Source organism: Haloarcula sp. S1AR25-4 (assembly GCF_031624555.1).
GTDB lineage: Archaea > Halobacteriota > Halobacteria > Halobacteriales > Haloarculaceae > Haloarcula > Haloarcula pellucida.
The window spans coordinates 668,000-687,608 of sequence record NZ_JAMQOR010000001.1 but is presented as its reverse complement, the minus strand read 5'-3'; the positions used below and the strand labels follow the sequence as shown (position 1 = coordinate 687,608).

Annotated in this window: 15 protein-coding genes; 7 read left to right on the top strand and 8 right to left on the bottom strand. The window is 64.8% G+C overall.

Features of this window, described 5'->3' with window-relative positions; genetic code table 11:
- Positions 1 to 4 precede the first annotated feature (4 nt).
- The 3 genes from NDI85_RS03535 to NDI85_RS03525 are packed head-to-tail and all read right to left on the bottom strand — an operon-like array spanning position 5 to position 2,560.
- On the bottom strand, positions 5 to 937 hold the full coding sequence (locus NDI85_RS03535) for a UbiA family prenyltransferase (protein ID WP_310914934.1): 933 nt from the start codon (positions 935 to 937) through the stop codon (positions 5 to 7).
- Positions 928 to 1,758, bottom strand: coding sequence for a sugar phosphate isomerase/epimerase family protein (locus NDI85_RS03530; RefSeq protein WP_310914933.1), 831 nt, complete (start codon positions 1,756 to 1,758; stop codon positions 928 to 930). Before NDI85_RS03530 ends, NDI85_RS03535 begins: the two co-directional genes overlap by 10 nt.
- Position 1,759: 1 nt before the next feature.
- A complete protein-coding gene (locus NDI85_RS03525; protein ID WP_310914932.1) occupies positions 1,760 to 2,560 on the bottom strand; it encodes a TatD family hydrolase in 801 nt (266 codons plus the stop codon).
- A 218-nt stretch (positions 2,561 to 2,778) separates the two neighbouring features.
- Here NDI85_RS03525 and NDI85_RS03520 point away from each other — a divergent pair, with 218 nt between their 5' ends.
- On the top strand, positions 2,779 to 4,173 hold the full coding sequence (locus NDI85_RS03520; RefSeq protein WP_310914931.1) for an alkaline phosphatase family protein: 1,395 nt from the start codon (positions 2,779 to 2,781) through the stop codon (positions 4,171 to 4,173).
- Between the two features lie 30 nt (positions 4,174 to 4,203).
- Here the strand turns inward: NDI85_RS03520 and NDI85_RS03515 are convergent, their stop codons facing one another.
- Complete coding sequence (locus NDI85_RS03515) at positions 4,204 to 5,310, bottom strand: DNA topoisomerase IV subunit A (RefSeq protein WP_188994571.1); 1,107 nt, start codon at positions 5,308 to 5,310, stop codon at positions 4,204 to 4,206.
- Between the two features lies 1 nt (position 5,311).
- On the bottom strand, positions 5,312 to 7,699 hold the full coding sequence (locus NDI85_RS03510) for a DNA topoisomerase VI subunit B (protein ID WP_310914929.1): 2,388 nt from the start codon (positions 7,697 to 7,699) through the stop codon (positions 5,312 to 5,314).
- A 180-nt stretch (positions 7,700 to 7,879) separates the two neighbouring features.
- Here NDI85_RS03510 and gyrB point away from each other — a divergent pair, with 180 nt between their 5' ends.
- The 3 genes from gyrB to NDI85_RS03495 all read left to right on the top strand — a co-directional run bounded on the left by gyrB (position 7,880) and on the right by NDI85_RS03495 (position 13,156).
- Complete coding sequence (gyrB, locus tag NDI85_RS03505; protein WP_310914928.1) at positions 7,880 to 9,808, top strand: DNA topoisomerase (ATP-hydrolyzing) subunit B; 1,929 nt, start codon at positions 7,880 to 7,882, stop codon at positions 9,806 to 9,808.
- Complete coding sequence (gene gyrA / locus NDI85_RS03500) at positions 9,805 to 12,255, top strand: DNA gyrase subunit A (RefSeq protein ID WP_188994577.1); 2,451 nt, start codon at positions 9,805 to 9,807, stop codon at positions 12,253 to 12,255. The genes gyrB and gyrA overlap by 4 nt, the downstream gene beginning before the upstream one ends.
- Before the next feature lie 112 nt (positions 12,256 to 12,367).
- Complete coding sequence (locus NDI85_RS03495; RefSeq protein WP_310914927.1) at positions 12,368 to 13,156, top strand: glycerophosphodiester phosphodiesterase; 789 nt, start codon at positions 12,368 to 12,370, stop codon at positions 13,154 to 13,156.
- Here the strand turns inward: NDI85_RS03495 and rocF are convergent.
- A complete protein-coding gene (gene rocF, locus NDI85_RS03490; protein WP_188994581.1) occupies positions 13,153 to 14,067 on the bottom strand; it encodes an arginase in 915 nt (304 codons plus the stop codon). The genes NDI85_RS03495 and rocF overlap by 4 nt on opposite strands.
- Before the next feature lie 75 nt (positions 14,068 to 14,142).
- Between rocF and NDI85_RS03485 the strand changes: the two genes are divergently transcribed.
- A complete protein-coding gene (locus tag NDI85_RS03485) occupies positions 14,143 to 15,669 on the top strand; it encodes an ATP-binding protein (protein WP_310914926.1) in 1,527 nt (508 codons plus the stop codon).
- Between the two features lie 18 nt (positions 15,670 to 15,687).
- On the opposite strand, the gene NDI85_RS03480 is transcribed toward NDI85_RS03485, so the two are convergent.
- Positions 15,688 to 16,608, bottom strand: coding sequence for an NAD-dependent epimerase/dehydratase family protein (locus NDI85_RS03480; protein WP_310914925.1), 921 nt, complete (start codon positions 16,606 to 16,608; stop codon positions 15,688 to 15,690).
- 136 nt (positions 16,609 to 16,744) lie between these two features.
- On the opposite strand from NDI85_RS03480, the gene NDI85_RS03475 reads away from it, so the two are divergent.
- Together NDI85_RS03475 and NDI85_RS03470 are read left to right on the top strand one after the other, a co-directional pair.
- Positions 16,745 to 17,278 carry an Rrf2 family transcriptional regulator gene (locus tag NDI85_RS03475; RefSeq protein ID WP_166969675.1) on the top strand — a complete coding sequence of 178 codons (534 nt, stop codon included), beginning with the start codon at positions 16,745 to 16,747 and terminating at the stop codon, positions 17,276 to 17,278.
- Between the two features lie 166 nt (positions 17,279 to 17,444).
- Positions 17,445 to 18,608, top strand: a complete 1,164-nt coding sequence (locus NDI85_RS03470; protein WP_188994588.1) for an NAD(P)/FAD-dependent oxidoreductase — start codon at positions 17,445 to 17,447, stop codon at positions 18,606 to 18,608.
- A 214-nt stretch (positions 18,609 to 18,822) separates the two neighbouring features.
- Here the strand turns inward: NDI85_RS03470 and NDI85_RS03465 are convergent, their stop codons facing one another.
- Positions 18,823 to 19,605, bottom strand: coding sequence for a class I SAM-dependent methyltransferase (locus NDI85_RS03465; RefSeq protein ID WP_310914924.1), 783 nt, complete (start codon positions 19,603 to 19,605; stop codon positions 18,823 to 18,825).
- Positions 19,606 to 19,609: the final 4 nt, after the last annotated feature.

The window sequence follows — 19,609 nt, the reverse complement described above, 5'->3', positions numbered from 1 at the left end:
GTGGCTACGAGACGTCGAACGCGCCGGCCAACAACCGGGCGACGACGAAGCACCCGAGCGCGGCCGCAGTCCACGCGAGACCGGCGACCGTCGCAACCGCGGCTTGCACGACCGCGAGTCCGAGGACCGACCGTCCGACTGCGGGCCCGACGCGAGACGCCGTCGGCCTGCGGTACGCCGCCAAGAGTAGCGGGCCGACGAAGGCGAGGAAGCCGACGCCGAGGCCCGCGGCGATCGTCGTCAGGACTACGTCGCGCCCCGCGACGACCGTGATGGCCGGTGGGACCACGGCCAACACCGCGGCGAGGCCCGCGACGGCGGCGACCGCGGTCCGGTCCGTGCCGTGGGCCTCGTCGTCGGCCATCCACGTCACCGCGGCGACGTACCCCGTGACGCCGAGGGGAACCGTGACCACCCACCATCCGTCCGAGAGAACGCCGCTCCCGACCGTCGTCCCGAGAATCACGTTCGCACCCCGGGTCAGCCCCATGACGCCCCACCCGAGTGGCGTCCCCTTCGCCACCCCGTCGTATACCACGACGAGGGCCGCGAGCGTTCCCGCCGCGACGCTCGACTGGGGGCCACCAGCCACCAGTGCGACGGCTACGCCACACCCGAGGAGTGTCACACCGAGCACCACCGCTCGCCGTCGAGAGACCAGCCCTGCAGGAATCGGTCGTTCCGGCCGCTCGACGGCGTCGATGTTCGCGTCGAAGTAGTCGTTCAACGTGGTTCCGCCAGCGTACACGAAGGCCGAGGCCAGCGCCAGTCCACCGACCTCGACGGGACCGGCCGTCGCTCCCATCACCGCGACGAGTGCCGCGCCCGCAAGCACGTCCGGCGGAGCGGTGAACACGTTCGGTAGCCGGACGAGCGCGGCGTACGCCAGCACTCGCTCCCGCATCGAGTCTGTAGTCGGACCGACCGTCAGGCCCATCCGTGGGCTTCCAGATACGCCATCGCGTCCTCGGCCGTGGCGACTGGCGTCTCGCCGTAGGGGTACAGTTCCACGGTCACGAACCCGTCGTACCCGCTCGCTTCGAGGGCTTCGAGGAACCCGTCGATGTCCATCGCTCCGTCGCCCAGTTGCGTGTGTTCGTGACTGCGGTCGGCCGGGATGTCCTCTATGTGGACGTGTTCGACGTAGGGAAGCAGCTCTTCCAGCGCCGTCGACGGGTCCTCACCCACGCAGAAGAGGTGTCCGGCGTCGAAGTTACAGCCGACCCTGTCGGAGTCGACTCGGTCCAACAGGTCGAGGAACTGCCCACTCGTCTCGACGAGCAGGTCGGGTTCCGGTTCGACCAGCACGTCGACGCCGACGTCTGCCGCCGTCTCGGCCAGTTCGCGGAGCCCTTCGACGAACCGGTCTTCGGCCCACTCGCGTGATTTGCCGTCCGGTATCGGGCCGCCGGGCTCGATGGACGCCGTGTCGACGTCGAGCGCCGCCGCGAGTTTTAGTGCGTCGTGCGTGTAGTCGACCCGCCGCCGTCGGTACGCCTCGTCGGGTTCGACGAACGACGGGTGGTGGAACCCCTCGATTGCGGTCAGCATGAACGCGTTCGCGTTGCTGACGGCGACGTCTGCGTCCGCGAGCGCGGCCCGAACCGAGGCGAGGTCGGCCTCGGTCGTGGTCTCCGGATAGAGGTGCGGTTCGTCGAACAGCAACTCGACGCCGTCGTAGCCGGCGGCCCCGATGTGGTCGATGGCGTCGGGCAAACTGTAGTCGCGGAACGCGTTGGTAGAGAATCCGAACTGCATGTTAACGGGCGTACTCGAAGTTCGGCGATTGGTCGAAGAACTCGTAGGGGTTCTCGAAGACGACCCGTCGGACCGTCTCGCGGTCCCACCCCCGGTCGAGCATCGCGTCGCGGGCCTTCGGGACCGCGAGCGGGTCGGACGGGTCCCAGTCGGCCGCGCTGTTGAGTATCATCTTCTCGGTCCCGTACGCTTCGAGCAGGTCGATAGCGTCGTCGATCGCTATCTTCCCGGGGTAGAGCGTGAAGCCGAGCCAACAGTCGGTTTCGAGGGCGGTGTCGATGGTTCGCTCCGTGTTGTGGTCGATGATGATTCGCTCCTGCGTGACGCCCTCGTCTTCTATCATGTCGACGATTCGGCGCGTCCCCTCGGGCTTGTTCTCGTGTGGCGTGTGGACGATGACGGGCAGTTCCCGCTCGTCGGCGATTCGGAGTTGCTTCCGGAACGCCCACTCCTCGTCGGCGGTGTCCTGATCGAGGCCGATTTCGCCGACGCCGACGACCGGGTCACGGTCGAGATACTCGGGCAGGCGTTCGAGGACCGTTTCGGCCATCTCTCGGTAGTTGGCTTCCTTCGGTTCGAGGCCGATGGTGACGTAGTGGTCGATGCCGGCCACGCGGTCCGCCCGCCGGGTCTCGTGTCCGATTATCTGTTCGAAGTAGTCGAAGAAGGCACCGGCGTTGTGCTTGTCCTGCCCGCTCCAGAACGCCGGTTCGATACAGCACTCGACGCCCGCTCGTCTGGCGCGCTCGTAGTCGTCGGTCGAGCGCGAGACCATGTGCATGTGTGGGTCGATGATTCGCATCGCTGGGCGAGACGGCACACCCACACGAAGTTATTCCCCGTCTACGACCCATCTACTTACAGAATAGACACACTAACTAAGCAACGCTCACCCGACGGTACCGACGTTCTATACAGTATGCACGAGACCGTCGTCAGGGCCCGCTGTGGCCGACACTCCGTCGAATCGACCGGAGCGACTATCGCGGTACTATCGGTCGTCGACGGAGGGGTTCTGTCGTGACTGCCTCCACGGCGGCCGGTCGAGTCATCGTACTGGACGTGGTCGGTCTCCAGCCGTCTCATCTCGATGCTGCACCGAACATCAGCCGACTCGTCGGCGGCCCGGACGCCCCCTCCACCGCTCGTCTCCGTCCGCCGTTCCCGGCCGTCACCGTCACGAGTCAGACGACGCTCGGAACCGGGCTTTCTCCCGCCGACCACGGCGACGTGGCGAACGGTCGCTACGACCGCGAGCGCGACACGGTGACGTTCTGGGGTCGAGAGCGGGGTGACCGGACACGGCTCTGGGAGTCGGCCAGCGACGCCGGCGCGACGACTGGCGTCCTGTTCTTCCAGCACCTCGTCGGGACGAACGCGGATGTCGCCGTGACGCCCTCGCCCATCGAGGACGAGAACAACGACATGCTGGAGATGAACTGCTGGACGAATCCCGACGGGTTCTACGACGCGCTCGAAGCAGAGCACGGTCACTTCCCTCTGCATCGCTACTGGGGACCCGGAGCGAACGCTGAGAGCAGCGAGTGGATACTGACGGCCGCCACCGAGGCCGTCGACCGGTACGACCCGGACTTGCTCTGGGTGTATCTCCCCCATCTGGACTACGATGCACAGCGACACGGCCCGTCCTCCACCGAGATGACTGCGGCCGTCGAAACGGTGGACGAGATGGTCGGGTCGTTCCTCGCCGACCTCCGAGCGACCGACCGATGGGCGGAGACGGCGGTCGCCGTCCTGAGCGAGTACGGCTTTCACGACGTCGACAGCCCCGTGTTCCCGAACAGACGACTGGCCCGGGAGGGACATCTGACTGTCGGCGAGGACGGCGACGTCGACCTCTCGAACTCCGACGCGTTCGCCGTCGTAGACCATCAGGTCGCCCACGTGTACGCCGACCAGCGAATCCGAACCGAGGTTCGGGAGGAACTCGAAGCGCTCGACGGCGTCGACGTCGTCCTCGGTGACGCGGGGAAAAGCGCCCGGTGTATCGACCATCCCGACGCCGGTGACTTCGTCCTCGTCGCCGACGAGTCGGCGTGGTTCCAGTACTACTGGTGGGAGCCTGACGGCCGACTCCCGTCGTACGCGACCGACGTCGACATCCACGACAAACCGGGGTTCGACCCGTGCGAATTGTTCCTCGGCGAGGACGGGATGGTCTCGCTCGACCCCACTGTCGTCGGCGGGTCCCACGGGCGCGTCGACCCGGAGACGATGGGACTCTTCGCTCTCGGTGGGCCCGCTGCACAGACGGCGTCGGTCGGGGACCTCGTCGACGCCCGCGCCGTCGCACCGTCGCTCGCCGACTTGCTCGGCACGAGCGTCGACCTGCCGCCCCGCGCGTCCGGACGGTCGGTGTTCGACGACGAGCGAGAGCCCTCCGAAACCGGCTGACAGTTCCGTTTCACACGGTGTCAGCGGTCCTCAGATGACGTCCATCTCGCTCAGTCGCTCGGGCAGGTAGGTGTCGGTGACGAAGTCGAGGCCGCGCGAGGCGAGCGCCTGCTGTTCGGCCTTCTTCCCGATGTCTAGCTGGAGTTCGATCTGTTCTTTCCAGAACTCGGTCTGGAAGCGCGGGTCCTCCAGTTCGGACTCTAACGCGTTGATGTCAGAGTCGCTGAGCGGGTCCGTCGGCAGGTCGTACTCCACGATGTCTTCCGGGCGGATGCCGACGAACTGCGCCGCCGGGGTCGCCAGATACTCTGAGAGGTGGGCCGACTTGATAGAGCCGTACGCGACGGACCCGTAGATGCGATACGACCACGGGTCACCGTCAGTGAACACCACGACCGGCAGGTCGAGTTCGTCGTGGAGTCGCTTCGTGATGCGGCGGGTCGCCCGTGCCGGTTGGCCCTTGAGGTGGACGACGATGACGTTGTACTCCTCGTCGAACCCGTTCTCGACGAGGCGGTCCCGCATCCCACCGGTCTCCACGCAGAGGACGAAGTCGGCGTCGTTCTCTAAGAACTCGATGGTGTCGGGGTTGTTCGGAATCTGGTAGCCGCCTTCGCCGACGTCTTTCTGACAGTGAATCTCGCGTTCGCCCCGTCGGGTCTGTTCGCGCAGTTTCAGCGGCCCCATGATGGTCGCCCCGGACTCCTCGGGGCGCATGTGGAAGTCCTCGCGGGTGACGTCCGAGACGATTTCTAAGTCCTCGACGAGGTCGTTGGACTCGTCTTGACTGTTGAACTGCGCTTCCTCTACGTCCCACGACTCCGAGAGGTAGTACAGTTCACGCAGGGTAGACGAACGGTCCTCGTCGAGTTGCCTTGCGAGGAAGTCGATGGTGTAGGTCGCCTTCAGGAGTTTCTCGGCACCGGAGACGGTCTTGGCCGACCGGGTCGAGGTACGGTCGCCGTACACCCAGACGTCCTTGTCCTCGTCGTACTCGATGTTGGACTTCGTCCGGGTGGGAATCGTCATCGTCGGGACGTCGCCCTCGGCGAACTGGTCGTAGAACTCCGCCGCGAGGTCGATGAGTTTCTCGCGGGCTACCTCAGTGTCGGGTGTATCGTCGCTATCAGTGCTCATATCAGGCGTCCACCGTCAGTTTCTCGTCCTCGACACCGTCGACGGAGACGGTGAATTCGGCGTCGTCTGCCACGCTGTACTCTAAGACCGATCGCTCGCCGGCCGCCACCGTCGGCGACCACTTCACGAACCACTCGCCGTCCATCTCGACCACCGTCGCGCCGTTGGTGACCTCCGGTTCGGCGGTGACGATGTCGGTCAGGTCGACGTCTGCGTTCGTATCGTCGTTGTTCTCGACGGCGAGTCGAACGGTGCCGTCCTCGACCTCTCGCTCGACGAGGACGTTGTTCATGATACGGGCCAGCGAGTCGTCGATGTCCAGTTCCTCGTTTGCGGTCACTTCGGTCAACTTCTCGGCCATCTCCGGGAGGATGGTCGCGAGTTTGTCCTGCTTCTCCCGGCGCTGTTGCAGCGAGCGGCGCTTGTTGAGGTAGCTCTTGAGTTCGCGGGCGGCTTCCCGGATAGCGAGTTCTATCTCGTCTTCCATCTCGGGGACGTTCGCGATGGCGTCTTTGGACTCGCTCGTAAAGGGGACGTTCGTCGAGGCGACGTGGACCATGATGACCGCCGGGCCGTTCGGGATGCCAGAGCCGCCGGGCTGGTCCAGGTTGTAGTTGCGCCAGTTGATGGTCTTGACCACGTCCGTGGTCGCACAGGCCCCGCGCTGGTAGACCAGCGGCACTCGGTTGGCAAAGCGCATCACGTCGACGCTCCCCTCGGCCGGAAGGTCGCCGCCGTAGGCGATGCCGGCCTCGACGATGAACGGGTCGCCGCCGTGGACCGACGCATCGCGCGTGGAGGCCGCATAGAAGTCCGCGTCGAACTCCTTGCGCAGGCCCTCCTCGACCAGTTCCGCACCGATGGGAGCCAGACAGTCCGTCGGCGGCGCGATGATGTCCGTCTCGCGCATCGCCTCCAGCAGTCGGCTGGCGGTGTCCCGGTCGTCGGCGACTTCGGAGACGTTCGGTGGGTCGTCCGGAATCGGGACTGCCGCGTTCCACAGTTCGTCGACGACGTTCTCGCGGGCCGTCTCGCCGAAGGTGGCGTCGTCGTGGTCTTCGGTCATATCAGCGGCGCGGTCGACGTACGCACGGAACTCGTCCCGGGTGAGTCGGTGGTGACCGTCGTCGAATTTATCTGCGAGTCTGCTCGCCAGTCCCTCGACGGCCGCGTCGTCTTTTCTGACGGTGGTCGCGGCGTCGACCAGTTCGTAGAGGTCACTGGACCGCTCGGCGGTGACGCAGTGCCACGCGGCCTCGACGGCGTTCTCCCGGACCGTCGACCCGAACGTCGTGTCGTGGTTCGCCTCGACCGTCTCCGCAGCCTCGTCGACGATAGCCGCTATCTCGTGATGGGCGACGCGGTCACGGTCGTGGATGGCCTCGTTGACGGCGGCGGCGAACTCGGCCGTCGCGGTGGCGTCCTTGTTGGCGACGGCGTCCTCGACGGCCGTCTCGACGTCCGCGTCCTCCTGTAGTTGTGGGGGCTTCCACGCCATCCCACGGCCGAAGTGTCGGTCGTTGAAGTTGGCGATGATGCTGTCTGCGGTCTTCCCGCCGACGCGGGTGAACTCCTCCTGTACGAAGCCGGAGATAGAGTACGAATCGGTGGCTTCGAGCATCTTCAGGAGCGTCCCGAGTTCGACGCCGTGGGGGTGCGGGCGAATCTCCTCCGTCTCGTCGGGGAGTTGTGCGCCCTCGACGCGTTCGAACTTCAGCGGTTCGTCGAGACCGGGTTCGTCGAACTCGATGCGGGCGTGCGGATTGACGACGGCGGTGTCCTGGATGTAGTCGTGGAGGCTGTTGCGTGCGCGCATGTTGGCCTCCATCTCCAGTTCGATGCGTGTCCCGTGTGGGCGCTCCCACGAGGTGGTCTCGTCGACGCTGATTTCGGGTTCGTTGGTGTCGGTGTCGACGATGAGTTCGAAGTACTGGGCGTCTGCCTGCCCCTTCGGTCGAGACGTGATCTTCGCGGGCTTCCCGGAGGTGAGCTGAGAGTAGAGAACGGCGGCGGAGATACCGATACCCTGCTGCCCGCGGTTCTGCTCGCGCGCGTGGAACCGAGAGCCGTACAGTAGCTTCCCGAAAATCTTCGGCAACTGCTCTTTCGTGATGCCGGGGCCGTTGTCCTCGACGACCAGTTTGTAGTAGTCGCCGGCCTCCTGTATCTCGACGTAGATGTCGGGCTTGATGCCGGCTTCCTCGCAGGCGTCGAGCGCGTTGTCCACCGCCTCCTTGACGGCGGTGACCAGCGCCCGGGCCTCCGAGTCGAAGCCCAGCATGTGCTTGTTCTTCTCGAAGAACTCGGCGATGGAGATGGCCCGCTGTGATTCGGCCAACTCCTCGGCGATGCCCTCGCCTTCACCGAGTCGCGACTGATACGAGGTCATGTCGTGCGGTAGGTACCGCCGTCGGGGTTAAAAGGTAATCGCCACCACGGTGAAAGTGAAGGGGCGCGAGAGCGCGTTTCGACCCCGGTGGTAGGGATGGATTAAACGTGTTACGGCCGGCGCGCACACGCGCGTGCGGGAGTTTTATGAAGGGTGGCCTGCTAGGGTGAATCAATTCCTATGTCAGGAGAGTCTGATGAGTACGGCGCAAAGTCTATCCAGACCTTAGAAGGGCTGGAGGCCGTACGCAAACGGCCTGCGATGTACATCGGGTCCACGGACGCCCGTGGTCTCCACCATCTCGTCTACGAGGTCGTCGACAACGCTATCGACGAGGCCCTCGCGGGCTACTGTGACACGATCGAGGTGACGATACACGACGACGGATCCGTCTCCGTCAGCGACGACGGACGCGGTATCCCCGTCGACGAACACGAAGAGCACGGCCGCCCGGCCGTCGAAGTCGTGATGACCATCCTCCACGCGGGCGGGAAGTTCGACAACAAGTCCTATCAGGTCTCCGGCGGCCTCCACGGCGTCGGGGTGAGCGTCGTCAACGCCCTCTCGAAGTGGCTGGAAGTCGACGTCAAGCGCGACGGCGCGCTGTGGCGCCAGCGCTTCGACCACGGCGAACCCGAGTACGAACTGAAACGCGTCCGTGACCTCGAACCCGACGAGGAGACCGGAACGACGGTCCGGTTCTGGCCCGACGACGACATCTTCGAGACGGGCGAGTTCACTTTCTCCACGCTCGAATCCCGGCTTCGCGAACTCGCCTTCCTCAACTCCGGCGTGGCGATCACCATCGACGACGAACGCGACGGGAACGAGGAGACCTTCGAGTACCAGGGCGGTATCAAGGAGTTCGTCGAGTTCCTCAACGAGACGAAAGACCCGCTTCATCGGGACGTCGTCTACTTCGAGGACGAGGAGGAGATAGCCGACGGCGTCGTGCAGGTCGAGATCGCGATGCAAGGGACCGCGGACCTGCAAGGCTCGATTCACGCTTTCGCGAACAACATCAACACGCGCGAGGGCGGGAGCCACCTTACCGGGTTCAAAACGTCGCTGACGCGCGTGGTCAACGACTACGCCACGGACAACAATCTGCTGAAAGATCTAGACGACACGCTGAAAGGCGACGACATCCGCGAGGGACTCACGGCGGTCATCTCCGTGAAACACCCGGACCCGCAGTTCGAGGGCCAGACGAAGACGAAACTCGGCAACAGCGAGGTCCGCGGCATCGTCGAGTCGGCCATGCACGACGGCCTCTCGACCTTCTTCGAGGAGAACCCCGACACCGCCGAAGCTATCATCGGCAAGGCAGTCGAGGCGGCGAAGGCCCGCAAAGCCGCGAAGAAGGCCGAGAAACTCACCCGCCGGAAGTCCGCGCTGGACTCGACGGCCTTACCCGGAAAGCTGGCCGACTGCCAGACGCGGGACCCTGAGGAGGCCGAACTGTTCGTCGTGGAGGGCGACTCCGCCGGCGGCAGTGCCAAACAGGGACGGAATCCCGAGTTCCAGGCCATCCTCCCCATCAAAGGGAAGATTCTGAACGTCGAGAAACACCGCCTCGACCGCATTCTGGAGAACGACGAGATTCGGAACCTCATCACGGCGCTGGGTACCGGCATCGGCGACGAGTTCGACATCGAGGACCTCCGTTACGAGAAGATAATCATGATGACGGACGCCGACGTCGACGGCGCCCACATCCGCACGCTGTTGTTGACGCTTCTCTATCGGCACATGAAGCCGCTCATCGAGGCGGGCTACGTCTACGCCTCCCAACCGCCGCTGTACCGCGTTCGATACCGGGGTGAGACGTACGACGCGATGACCGAAGAGGAACGGGACCGCATCGTCGAGGAGAAGTGCGACGGCAACCCGACGCAGGTCCAGCGGTTCAAGGGTCTCGGGGAGATGAACCCCGAACAGCTCTGGGAGACGACGATGGACCCGGAGCACCGCATCCTGAAGCAGATAACTATCGAGGACGCGGCGGCCGCCGACCGGATGTTCAACATCCTGATGGGCGACGCCGTCGAGCCACGGAAGGAGTTCATCAAGGAACACTCGCCTGAAGCGGAGTGGGTCGACATATGAGTTCAGACGTATCCGACGACGCCAACGCGCCGGCAGAGCAGATCAAACACGTCCGCATCGAAGACGAGATGGAGCAGTCCTACATCGACTACGCGATGTCGGTCATCGCGGGTCGGGCGCTCCCGGACGTCCGCGACGGGCTGAAACCCGTCCACCGACGCATCCTCTATGCGATGCACGAGATGGGCGTCTCCTCCGGCTCTAGCCACCGGAAGTCCTCGTCCATCGTCGGCGAGACGATGGGTGACTACCACCCCCACGGTGACAGCGCCATCTACGACACGCTCGTCCGGATGGCACAGGACTTCTCGATGCGGTACCCGCTCGTCGACGGGCAGGGGAACTTCGGGTCGATGGACGGCGACCCGGCCGCCGCGATGCGATACACGGAGGCCCGCATGGCCCCTATCGCCGAGGAACTGCTCGCAGACATCGAGAAAGACACCGTCGACTTCTCCAGCAACTACGACGACCGACTACAGGAACCGGACGTCCTCCCGGCGAAAGTGCCGAGTCTCCTGCTCAACGGGTCTTCGGGCATCGCCGTCGGGATGTCGACCAACATCCCGCCGCACAACCTCGGCGAACTCGTCGACGCGACGAGACACCTCATCGACAACCCCGACTGCACCGTCGAGGACCTGATGGAACACGTCAAGGGGCCTGACTTCCCGACCGGCGGGAACATCGTCGGCCGCGACGCCATCTACTCGGCGTACACGACCGGCCGAGGCCGCCTGCGAGTCCGCGCCGAGTACGAAGTCGACCGCGAGGCGGGCCGCATCGTCATCAGCGAACTCCCCTACCAGGAGAACAAGGCCCGCGTCGTCGAGCGAATCGCCGACGACGTCAACGAGGGGAAGATAGAGGGCATCTCTGACCTGCGCGACGAATCGGACCGCAACGGCGTCCGCATCGTGGTCGAACTCAAACGCGGCGCGAACGTCGACGTCGTCGAGAACCGACTGCTGGACCACCACCTCGAATCCACCTTCGGCGTCATCAACCTCTCGCTGGTCGACGGCCAACCGAAGGTCCTCTCCCTGAAGGAGACGCTCGAATACTACGTCGAACACCGCCGCGAGGTCGTTCGCCGACGCTCCGAACACGACCTCGAAGAGGCCGAGGACCGCGCCCACATCCTCGAAGGGCGTCTGAAAGCGCTGGAGAACGTCGAGAACGTGGTCGAACTCATCCGCAACAGCGAGGACCGGGACGCCGCCCGCGCCGGCCTGCAGGAGTCGTTCGACTTCTCGGAGGCGCAAGCGGCCCACATCGTCCGGATGCAACTGGGCTCGCTCACCTCGATGGAGTCGGCCGAGATAGAGGCCGAGTACGAGGAGGTCCAAGAGACCATCGAGTACCTCGAAGCCGTCCTCGCGAGTTCGGAGAAACTCGACGGCGTCATCAAAGACGAACTCCGCGAGATCAAAGACGAGTACGACGACGACCGACGGACCAGCATCATCGAGGACGAAGGGCAGGTCACCCACGAGGACCTCATCCCCGAGGAAGACTGCGTCGTCGTCGTCACGGAGGACGACTACATCAAGCGGATGCCCGTCGAGCAGTTCGACCCGCAAAACCGCGGCGGGAAGGGCATCATCGGGGCCGACCCCAAGGAGGGCGACCGCGTCTCGAAGGTGTTCAGAGCCAACAGCCACGACTACCTGCTCTGTTTCACCAATCAGGGACAGGTCTACCGCCTGAAGACCTACGAGGTGCCCGAGATGTCACGCACCGCCCGCGGGAAGTCGGCCATCAACCTCCTCTCGTTGGACGACGGCGAGGAGATCACCGCCGTCGTCTCGACCGACGAGTTCGAGGCCGACGAGTGCATCACGATGGTCACCCGGAACGGCTACGTCAAGCGGACCTGCTGTGACCAGTTCGAGAACATCCTCTCGACGGGTATCCGGGCCGCGAAACTCGAAGCGGGCGACGAACTCGTCGACGTGGACGTCACCGACGGCACCGGTGACCTCGTCATCGCCACCGAGCAGGGGATGACCATCCGCTTCGACGAGAACGAGGTCAGCGAGATGGGGCGCTCGGCCCGCGGCGTCCACGGCATCAAACTGCAGGACGACGACCGCGTCGCCGCGATGGTCGCGACGACGGACGACGACGACCGGTCGCTGCTGACAGTCACCAAGAACGGCTACGGCAAACGGACGCCACTGACGGAGTACCGGCCGCAGTCCCGCTACGGACAGGGCCTCATCGACATCAAGACCGACGACCGTAACGGCCCGGTGTCGACGGCCAAAGCGGTCCGCGACGACGACCACCTCGTCATCATGTCCGAGAACGGGCAGATAATGCGTATCCGCGCCGGCGACGTCTCGCAGGTCGGCCGGAACACGAAAGGTGTCACCATCATGGACGTAGAGGGTGCCGACAGCGTGGCGAGTGTCACCGTCGTCCCGGCGGTGACAGACGAGTAGTCGGCCCACGGGCGTCGCGAGCGACCTTTTCGGCCCCATACTTTCACGGTCGGTGGACGAGAACGACGACCATGCGACAGCACAGAGACCGGTATCCTGACGGAGCGACACCGTGACGACTCCGACCGTCGTCGCTCATCGCGGCTTCGCCGGGCAGAATCCGGAGAACACCGTCGCAGCAGTGCGGGCGGCCGCCGAGAGTGGCGTCGACGCCGTCGAGATAGACGTCCAACCGACGGCCGACGGCGACGTGGTCGTCTTCCACGACCGGCGACTCGACGGCCGAGGCGAGAGTCGCGGCATCACGGACGGCGAGGGCGTCGTCTGGAAGCAGTCGACGGACGTCGTCACCACCGCGCGGGTTCTCGGAACCGAGGAGCGGGTGCCGTTACTGGAGACAGTGCTGGCCGCAGTCCCGGACCACGTCACCGTCAACGTCGAACTGAAGAACCCCGGCAGCGACGCGGTTCGGCCGGGACAGGCGCTCAACAGCGAGGAGCGAGAACGGGCCAAACAGCGCTGGCTCCCGTTCGTCGAGTCGGTGTACCGGGTCGTCGACCAGTTCCAGAACGACGTCGTCTACTCGTCGTTTTACGAGGGGGCCCTCGCGACCGCGGTAGAGCAGGCACCCGATGCTTCGGTGGCCGTCCTCGTCGCACCGGAGTGTGTCGACGCCGGCGTGACGGTCGCCCGGCGCTACGACGTCGACGGGGTCAACGTCCCGGTATCGACGCTCAGCGAGGACGGTAGCGAACGGTTGGTCGCCACCGCTGCCGACGTCGACGCACCGCTTTACTGCTGGACCGTCTGCGACTGGCAGGACGCCCGTCGAGCGCTCGATAGCGGCGCGGACGGTATCATCGCCGACTACGCCAACCTCGATACCTTCGCGTGCACCTAGAGGACGACTTTCCCGAAGGCGCTCGCGGCCAGTTCGCAGGCGAGTTCCGCCGTTCGATTGTGGTCATCGAGGATCGGATTGACCTCGACCATCTCCATCGAGCGCAACTGGTCGCGTCGTTCCGCGACGTACTCCATCGCGATGTGGGCCTCGCGGTAGGAGACCCCGCCCCGAACCGGCGTTCCGACGCCCGGCGCTTCCGTCGGGTCTAACCAGTCGAGGTCCAGCGAGACGTGGATGGCGTCGGTCCCGTCCGTGGCGATGTCGATCGCTTCGTCGACCACTGTCGGGACGCTTCTCGCGTCGATGTCCGACATCGTGTAGGCGGTCACGTCGCTCTCGTTGATCAGTTCGCGCTCCTCGTCGTCGACGTCGCGCAGCCCGACCAACACGACGTTCTCCTCACTGACCGCGGGCGTGTGCGCCCACGGTTCGTCCCCGAACGATCCCTTCCCGAGAATGCCGGCGAGGGACATCCCGTGGATGTTGCCACTCGGCGTCGTCTGCGGCGTATTGAAATCACCGTGGGCGTCGAACCAGACGATGCCCAGCGACTCGTCGGGGTCGGCGGCGCCGGCGACGGTCCCGATGGCGATGGAGTGGTCGCCACCGAGGACGAGCGGAAATTCGCCGTCGTCGATAGTCCCTCGGACGGCGGTCCGGACGTCCTCACAGACCTCTTCGGTCTCCCGGCGGAACTTCGCCCGCCCGCCGCTTGGCTCGTCGGCGTCGGGGTCGCGCTCCTCGGGCCGTGGGACTGCGAGGTCGCCGCTGTCGATGCAGGACGTTCCCAGCTTCTCGAATTGGTCCGCCAGACCGCCGTATCTGATCGCCGACGGACCCATATCGACGCCCCGCCGGTCCGCCCCGAGGTCCATCGGGACCCCGAGCACACGAACTGTTCTGTCCATACAGGCCGTTGTCGGTCCAACGAATAAAGGACAGGGGCACGGTTAAGTTACCACTACGACAAACTGTACTCATCAATGGGGCACGACGAAAACGCCGCGACTTCCCACGTCCTCTATCTGGGCGCCGTCGAGTCCCGTACCAACACCGTGGAACGGGAACTCGAATCGCGAGCGGACGTGACTGTCTACGCCACCACGTCGACCGAGGACGCACTCGAACGGCTGGCGTGGCCCGACATCGACTGTCTGGTCGTCGCTCACCGAACCGACCAGTTCGACGGTATCGAGGCCGCTGAGCGGGTCTGTGAGACCCATCCCTGTCTCCCCGTGATTTTGTTCGCGAGTCCCGACAGTGAGTCGGCGGCCACACGTGCGGTCGGAACCGCCGTCGACGAGTTCGTCGTCCACGAGGGTCCCGAGGCCTTCGACACCTTGGCGACTGTGATATCGGACCTGAGCTTCGACGACGATATCGGCGACGTACACACGGCGGACCCCGAGGGACCGTTCGTCGCGAACGTCGACGCGGCGACAGTCGATCGGTTGCTCCGGGACGGTATCGACCGTGCCCGGCTAGAGGAACTTCTCCACAAGAGCAGGCTGTTCGACTCGATTTTCGACTCCATCCCCGTCCACCTCTACGTCAAAGACGAACAGGCCCGCCACCGGTACGTCAGTGCCGGCTACTTCGGAGACACACTGGACGAGTTCCTCGGCAAGACGGACCCCGAAATCGGCATGGTAGCCAATCGTCACGCCCGGCGGGCCTACGTCGAGGATATGCACGTCATCGAGGAGGACGAGTCGGTCATCGACAAGGTCGAGTACCTCCCGATGCTCGACCAGTGGAACCTCACGTCGAAGGTGCCGTGGCGAGGTCCGGACGGCGACGTGGTCGGCCTCATCGGCGTCACGCGCGATATATCCGAACGGAAGGCGCGTCAAGAACAGGTCAGACGGCAGAACGAACGGTTGCATCGCTTTGCTAACATGGTGAGCCACGACCTTCGAAACCCGCTCCAGTTGGCGTTGTTGCGCCTCGAACTCGCCCGAGACGCCGACGACTTCGAGGCGGTCGCCGAGAACCTCGACAGCATCGAGCGTGCCCTCGAACGAATCGACGAACTCATCGACGACGTGTTGACGCTCGCCAGACAGGGGACGCAGGTCGTGACGAAGTCGCCCGTCGATTTAGACGACGTCGTGAACGTGACGTGGTCGTCGGTCGACGCACCCGATGCGACCGTCGAACGCGACGGCGCACTCGGGACGATACTCGGTGACGAGAGCCGCCTCAGACAGTTGATGGCCAACGTCTTTAGAAACGCCATCGAACACGGCGGCGCGTCGGTCACCGTTCGGGTCGGTCCCCTGACCAGCGCCACCGGGTTCTACGTCGAGGACGACGGGCCCGGGTTTCCGGATGCCGGCGGCGACGACCTGTTCGATGCCGGGTACACCACGTCTTCGGACGGAACGGGGTTCGGACTCTCTATCGTCCGTGAGATCGCAGCGGCCCACGACTGGATGGTGTCGGCCACGAACGGGACGGACGGCGGCGCCCGCATCGAATTCACCGGCGTCGAGCGCCCGGACTCGTAGCGGTCGGCGTGTCGGTGCCTACTCGTACTGTGCACAGACGAGTTCGACGCCCTCGTCGAAGGAGATCGCCGGTTCCCACCCCGTCGCCGCTCGCATCTTCGAGGCGTCGGCACAGGTGTCGTGGACGAAGACGTCCTCGGGGATCGGGTTCTCCTCGTACACCGGTTCGACGTCGGTCCCCAACGCCTCGTTGAGTTGCTCGACGAGATGGGTGATACTGTACTGCTTGCCGGTCCCGAGGTTGTAGACGCCGGTGAGTTCGTGGTCGGCGGCCAGTTCGAGGCCGCACACGACGTCGTCGACGTGAGTGAAATCACGCGTGTGACTGCCATCGCCCCAGATGACCGGTCGTCGCCCGTTGGCGATGTCGTCGGCGAACTGGGCGATGAGGTTCGCGTACTCGCCCTTGTGCTCTTCGGCGCCCTCTTCCATGCCCTGATACACCGAGAAAAAGCGCATACCGGCCATCGACATGTCGTAGTGGTTGTGGAAGTACTCGGCGTACGCCTCCCGGGCGAGTTTCGACGCCTCGTACCCGCTGTTCGCGGTCACGTCCATGTCCTCGGGCGACGGTTCCGTTCGGTCGCCGTAGATAGAAGAGGTCGAGGCATAGACGACGGTATCACACCCGTCGTCACGGGCTTGTTCGACGACGTTGACGAACCCTTCGACGTTGATGCGGGCGCCGTGGGTCGGGTCGTCTTCGTGCATCGCGTACGAGGACAACGCTGCGAGGTGGAACACCACGTCGACGTCTGTCGGCAGGTCGTCTTCGAGGACGCTCCGGTCGACGTACTCGACCGCGTCGTCGACGTTTTCCTCGGTGCCGAGATAGCCGTCGTCGAGCGCGACGACGTCGTTGTCGGCCGCGAGCGCGTTCGCGAGGTTCGACCCGATGAACCCGCCGCCGCCGGTCACGAGAACACGTTGTCCGTCCATACCTTTGGCAGGCCCACCAACCAGTAAATGGGTGTCGTTTTATTCTTCTCAGTCGTGAACAAAAATTCGGGGACGAGGGCCGGGAACGGTATGCAGCACCGTCGCTTTTAAGAACGGCTGTACCGAACGACCTATTATGTCTTCAATCGAGCTGACACCCAGTCAGAAAAATATTCTGCAGGAACTCGTAAACCTGTACAGGGAGAGCGAGAGCGCAGTCAAAGGTGAAGATATCGCAGAGAAGGTCGACCGCAACCCCGGTACCATCCGGAACCAGATGCAGAGCCTGAAGGCCCTGCAACTGGTCGAGGGCGTCCCCGGACCGAAGGGCGGCTACAAGCCGACCGCGACGGCCTACGACGCGCTCCAGATTCAGGACATGGACCAGGCCGCCGAGGTGCCCCTTCGGCACAACGGCGACCTCGTCGAGCACGCGAACGTCGAGGAGATCGACCTCACGAGTGTCCACCACCCCGAAGAGTGTCGCGCCGAGATTCAGCTTCAGGGGTCACTCTCGGAGTTCCACGAGGGCGACTCGGTCACCGTCGGCCCGACGCCGCTCTCGAAACTCCAGATCATCGGGACACTCGAGGGCAAAGACGACACGAACAACAAACTCATCCTCGCTATCGACGACATGCGAGCCCCGGCCGGCGAACCCGAGCACTGACTCGGCAGCCGGTTCTTTTTACGGTCATCTCTGTCTGTCGGCGTTTCCCGACCACCCCGTAAGCAGCGGCTCTCCCGAAGCGTCGTCAAGGATTGATTACTGAGGTGGACAGTTCTCTGACGGCGATTTCGTAGCCTTTGTATCACCCGGTCCCGGACTCGCCAGTATGAGCGACAAGGTCGTCGTACTCGGTGCGGGGTATGCCGGTGCAGGCGCCATCAAGAGCCTCGAAGACGAACTGAACGGTGAAGCCGACGTCACCTGGATCTCCGACACGGACTACCACCTCGTCTTGCACGAGTCTCACCGGTGTATTCGGGACCCGTCCGTTCAGGAGAAGATCGCCATCCCGATCCACGAGATCAAGCAGCCGACGACCAACTTCCGTCAGGATACCGTCGTCGACATCGACACCGAGGACCGACTCGTCGAACTCGAATCCGGCGACGACGTCGAGTACGACTACCTCCTCGTCGGCTTGGGTTCTCAGACGGCTTTCTTCGGTATCGACGGCCTCGAAGAGTACGCCCACACCCTAAAGAGCTTAGACGACGCGCTGGGTATCCACGACGCGATTCAGCAGGCCGCCCGCGACGCCTCCCAGAGCGACCCGGCACAGGTCATCGTCGGCGGTGCCGGTCTCTCTGGCATCCAGACGGCCGGCGAAATCGCCGAGTTCCGCGACAACCACCGCGCCCCCATCGACATCCACCTCGTCGAAGGCCTCGACGAGATTTTCCCCGGCAACGACCCCGAACTACAGGGTGCCCTGCGTAAGCGGCTGGAAGACGCCGACGTGAACATCCTCACCGGCGACTTCATCGGCGAGGTCGACGAGGAGACGGTGTACATCGGCGACGACGAGGAACTCGACTACGACACGCTCATCTGGACCGGCGGTATCACCGGTCGCGACTGCGTGCGCGACGTCGACTTAGAGAAAGACGAGCGCAACCACCGCATCCACTCCGAGGGCGACTTCCAGACCGAGGACGAGCGCGTCTTCGCCATCGGCGACTGCGCCCTCATCGACCAGCCGGGCGAACAGCCCGCCCCGCCGACGGCACAGGCCGCGTGGCAGGCCGCCGAGGTCGCCGGGCAGAACCTCGCCCGTGCGGTCCGCGGCCAGCCGCTGAAGACGTGGACCCACAAGGACAAGGGGACCGTCATCTCCGTCGGCGAGGAAGCCGTCGCCCACGACGTGATGGGCATGCCCATCGACACCTTCGGTGGCTTCCCGGCGAAGATGCTGAAGAAGGGCATCGCCGCCCGCTGGATCGCCGACGTCACCGGCATCGGTCGCGCCGCGAAGGCGTGGCCGGACATGTAGCGACCACCTTTTTCGGCGTCGGGTTCGCGCTTCGCACGAACCGCTCCTCGAAAAACGTGGGCCAAAAAGGCGGCCACTCACTCCGTTCGTGGCCGTGAACCGGCGGCGTCGCCGCCGGATGCTGGCCGCCCCGTATTCTGCTCTCTGTCTGCTCGCGGCCTGCCCTCCCCCGTCGTCGCGGCACGGAGGCCGCTCCCGGCCCACCGCCGGTGACTCAGTCCGCGACGGCCCAGAAGCCAAGCGTTCGCGGCACCTTCGCTCGTAGCTCCGGCGACGAACTGCCGCCGGGGTCCTCGTCGTAGTCGTCCGGGTCGTCGCTCTGCGGGACTTCGTACACTTCCTTCACGGTGAATCCCGCGTCGACGAGTGCCGCGTGGAGGTCACCCACAGTTCGGTCGAAGACGACGATGTCGTCGTGGAGTACGTCGTCGTGCTTGTCGCGTCGAGGACCGGTGACGTGGTAGCTCCGTTCGAGGGCCAGCGTCTCGGGGTCGAACAGTTCGTGAAACGGGTGTGGTACGTCGAAGGTGAGAACGCCTCCGTCCCGGAGCAGACGGTGCGCCTCTGTGAGCGCCGCGTCGAGGTCTTCGACCATGAAGTAGACGAACCCCGAGTACGCCACGTCGAACGCGCCGTCGGCGAGCGGTACGTCCGTCACGTCGCCCGTGACGAACCGCGCGTCGACGCCGTACAGGTTTCGCAGGCGAATCGCGTGGCGGAGTTGCTCGATAGAGAAGTCGACACCGACGGCCCTCTCGACGCCGTCGCGGGCGACGCCGACCGTTCCCTGCCCACCGCCACAGCCCAGTTCGACGAACGCGGTGTCTTCGCGGGCCGGTAACCGGTCGGCCTGCCAGTCCGCCATCGACGCTGGATCGGGCAACGGCGAGTACACCGGTGGAAGCCCGCCCTCGGCAGTAGCCGCGTTCCACAGCGCCTGATGATCGTCGCTCCACGCGTCCCACAGTTTCCGGTTTTCCCGGTCCGAATTCCCCATACGG

Coding starts and splice junctions, on each gene's coding strand:
- NDI85_RS03510 (WP_310914929.1), bottom strand. CDS start 7,699: ATGACCTCGTATCAGTCGCGACTCGGTGAAGGCGAGGGCATCGCCGAG.
- NDI85_RS03480 (WP_310914925.1), bottom strand. CDS start 16,608: ATGGACGGACAACGTGTTCTCGTGACCGGCGGCGGCGGGTTCATCGGG.
- NDI85_RS03485 (WP_310914926.1), top strand. CDS start 14,143: ATGGGGCACGACGAAAACGCCGCGACTTCCCACGTCCTCTATCTGGGC.
- NDI85_RS03530 (WP_310914933.1), bottom strand. CDS start 1,758: ATGCAGTTCGGATTCTCTACCAACGCGTTCCGCGACTACAGTTTGCCC.
- NDI85_RS03535 (WP_310914934.1), bottom strand. CDS start 937: ATGGGCCTGACGGTCGGTCCGACTACAGACTCGATGCGGGAGCGAGTG.
- gyrA (WP_188994577.1), top strand. CDS start 9,805: ATGAGTTCAGACGTATCCGACGACGCCAACGCGCCGGCAGAGCAGATC.
- gyrB (WP_310914928.1), top strand. CDS start 7,880: ATGTCAGGAGAGTCTGATGAGTACGGCGCAAAGTCTATCCAGACCTTA.
- NDI85_RS03465 (WP_310914924.1), bottom strand. CDS start 19,605: ATGGGGAATTCGGACCGGGAAAACCGGAAACTGTGGGACGCGTGGAGC.
- NDI85_RS03525 (WP_310914932.1), bottom strand. CDS start 2,560: ATGCGAATCATCGACCCACACATGCACATGGTCTCGCGCTCGACCGAC.
- NDI85_RS03470 (WP_188994588.1), top strand. CDS start 17,445: ATGAGCGACAAGGTCGTCGTACTCGGTGCGGGGTATGCCGGTGCAGGC.
- NDI85_RS03475 (WP_166969675.1), top strand. CDS start 16,745: ATGTCTTCAATCGAGCTGACACCCAGTCAGAAAAATATTCTGCAGGAA.
- NDI85_RS03515 (WP_188994571.1), bottom strand. CDS start 5,310: ATGAGCACTGATAGCGACGATACACCCGACACTGAGGTAGCCCGCGAG.
- rocF (WP_188994581.1), bottom strand. CDS start 14,067: ATGGACAGAACAGTTCGTGTGCTCGGGGTCCCGATGGACCTCGGGGCG.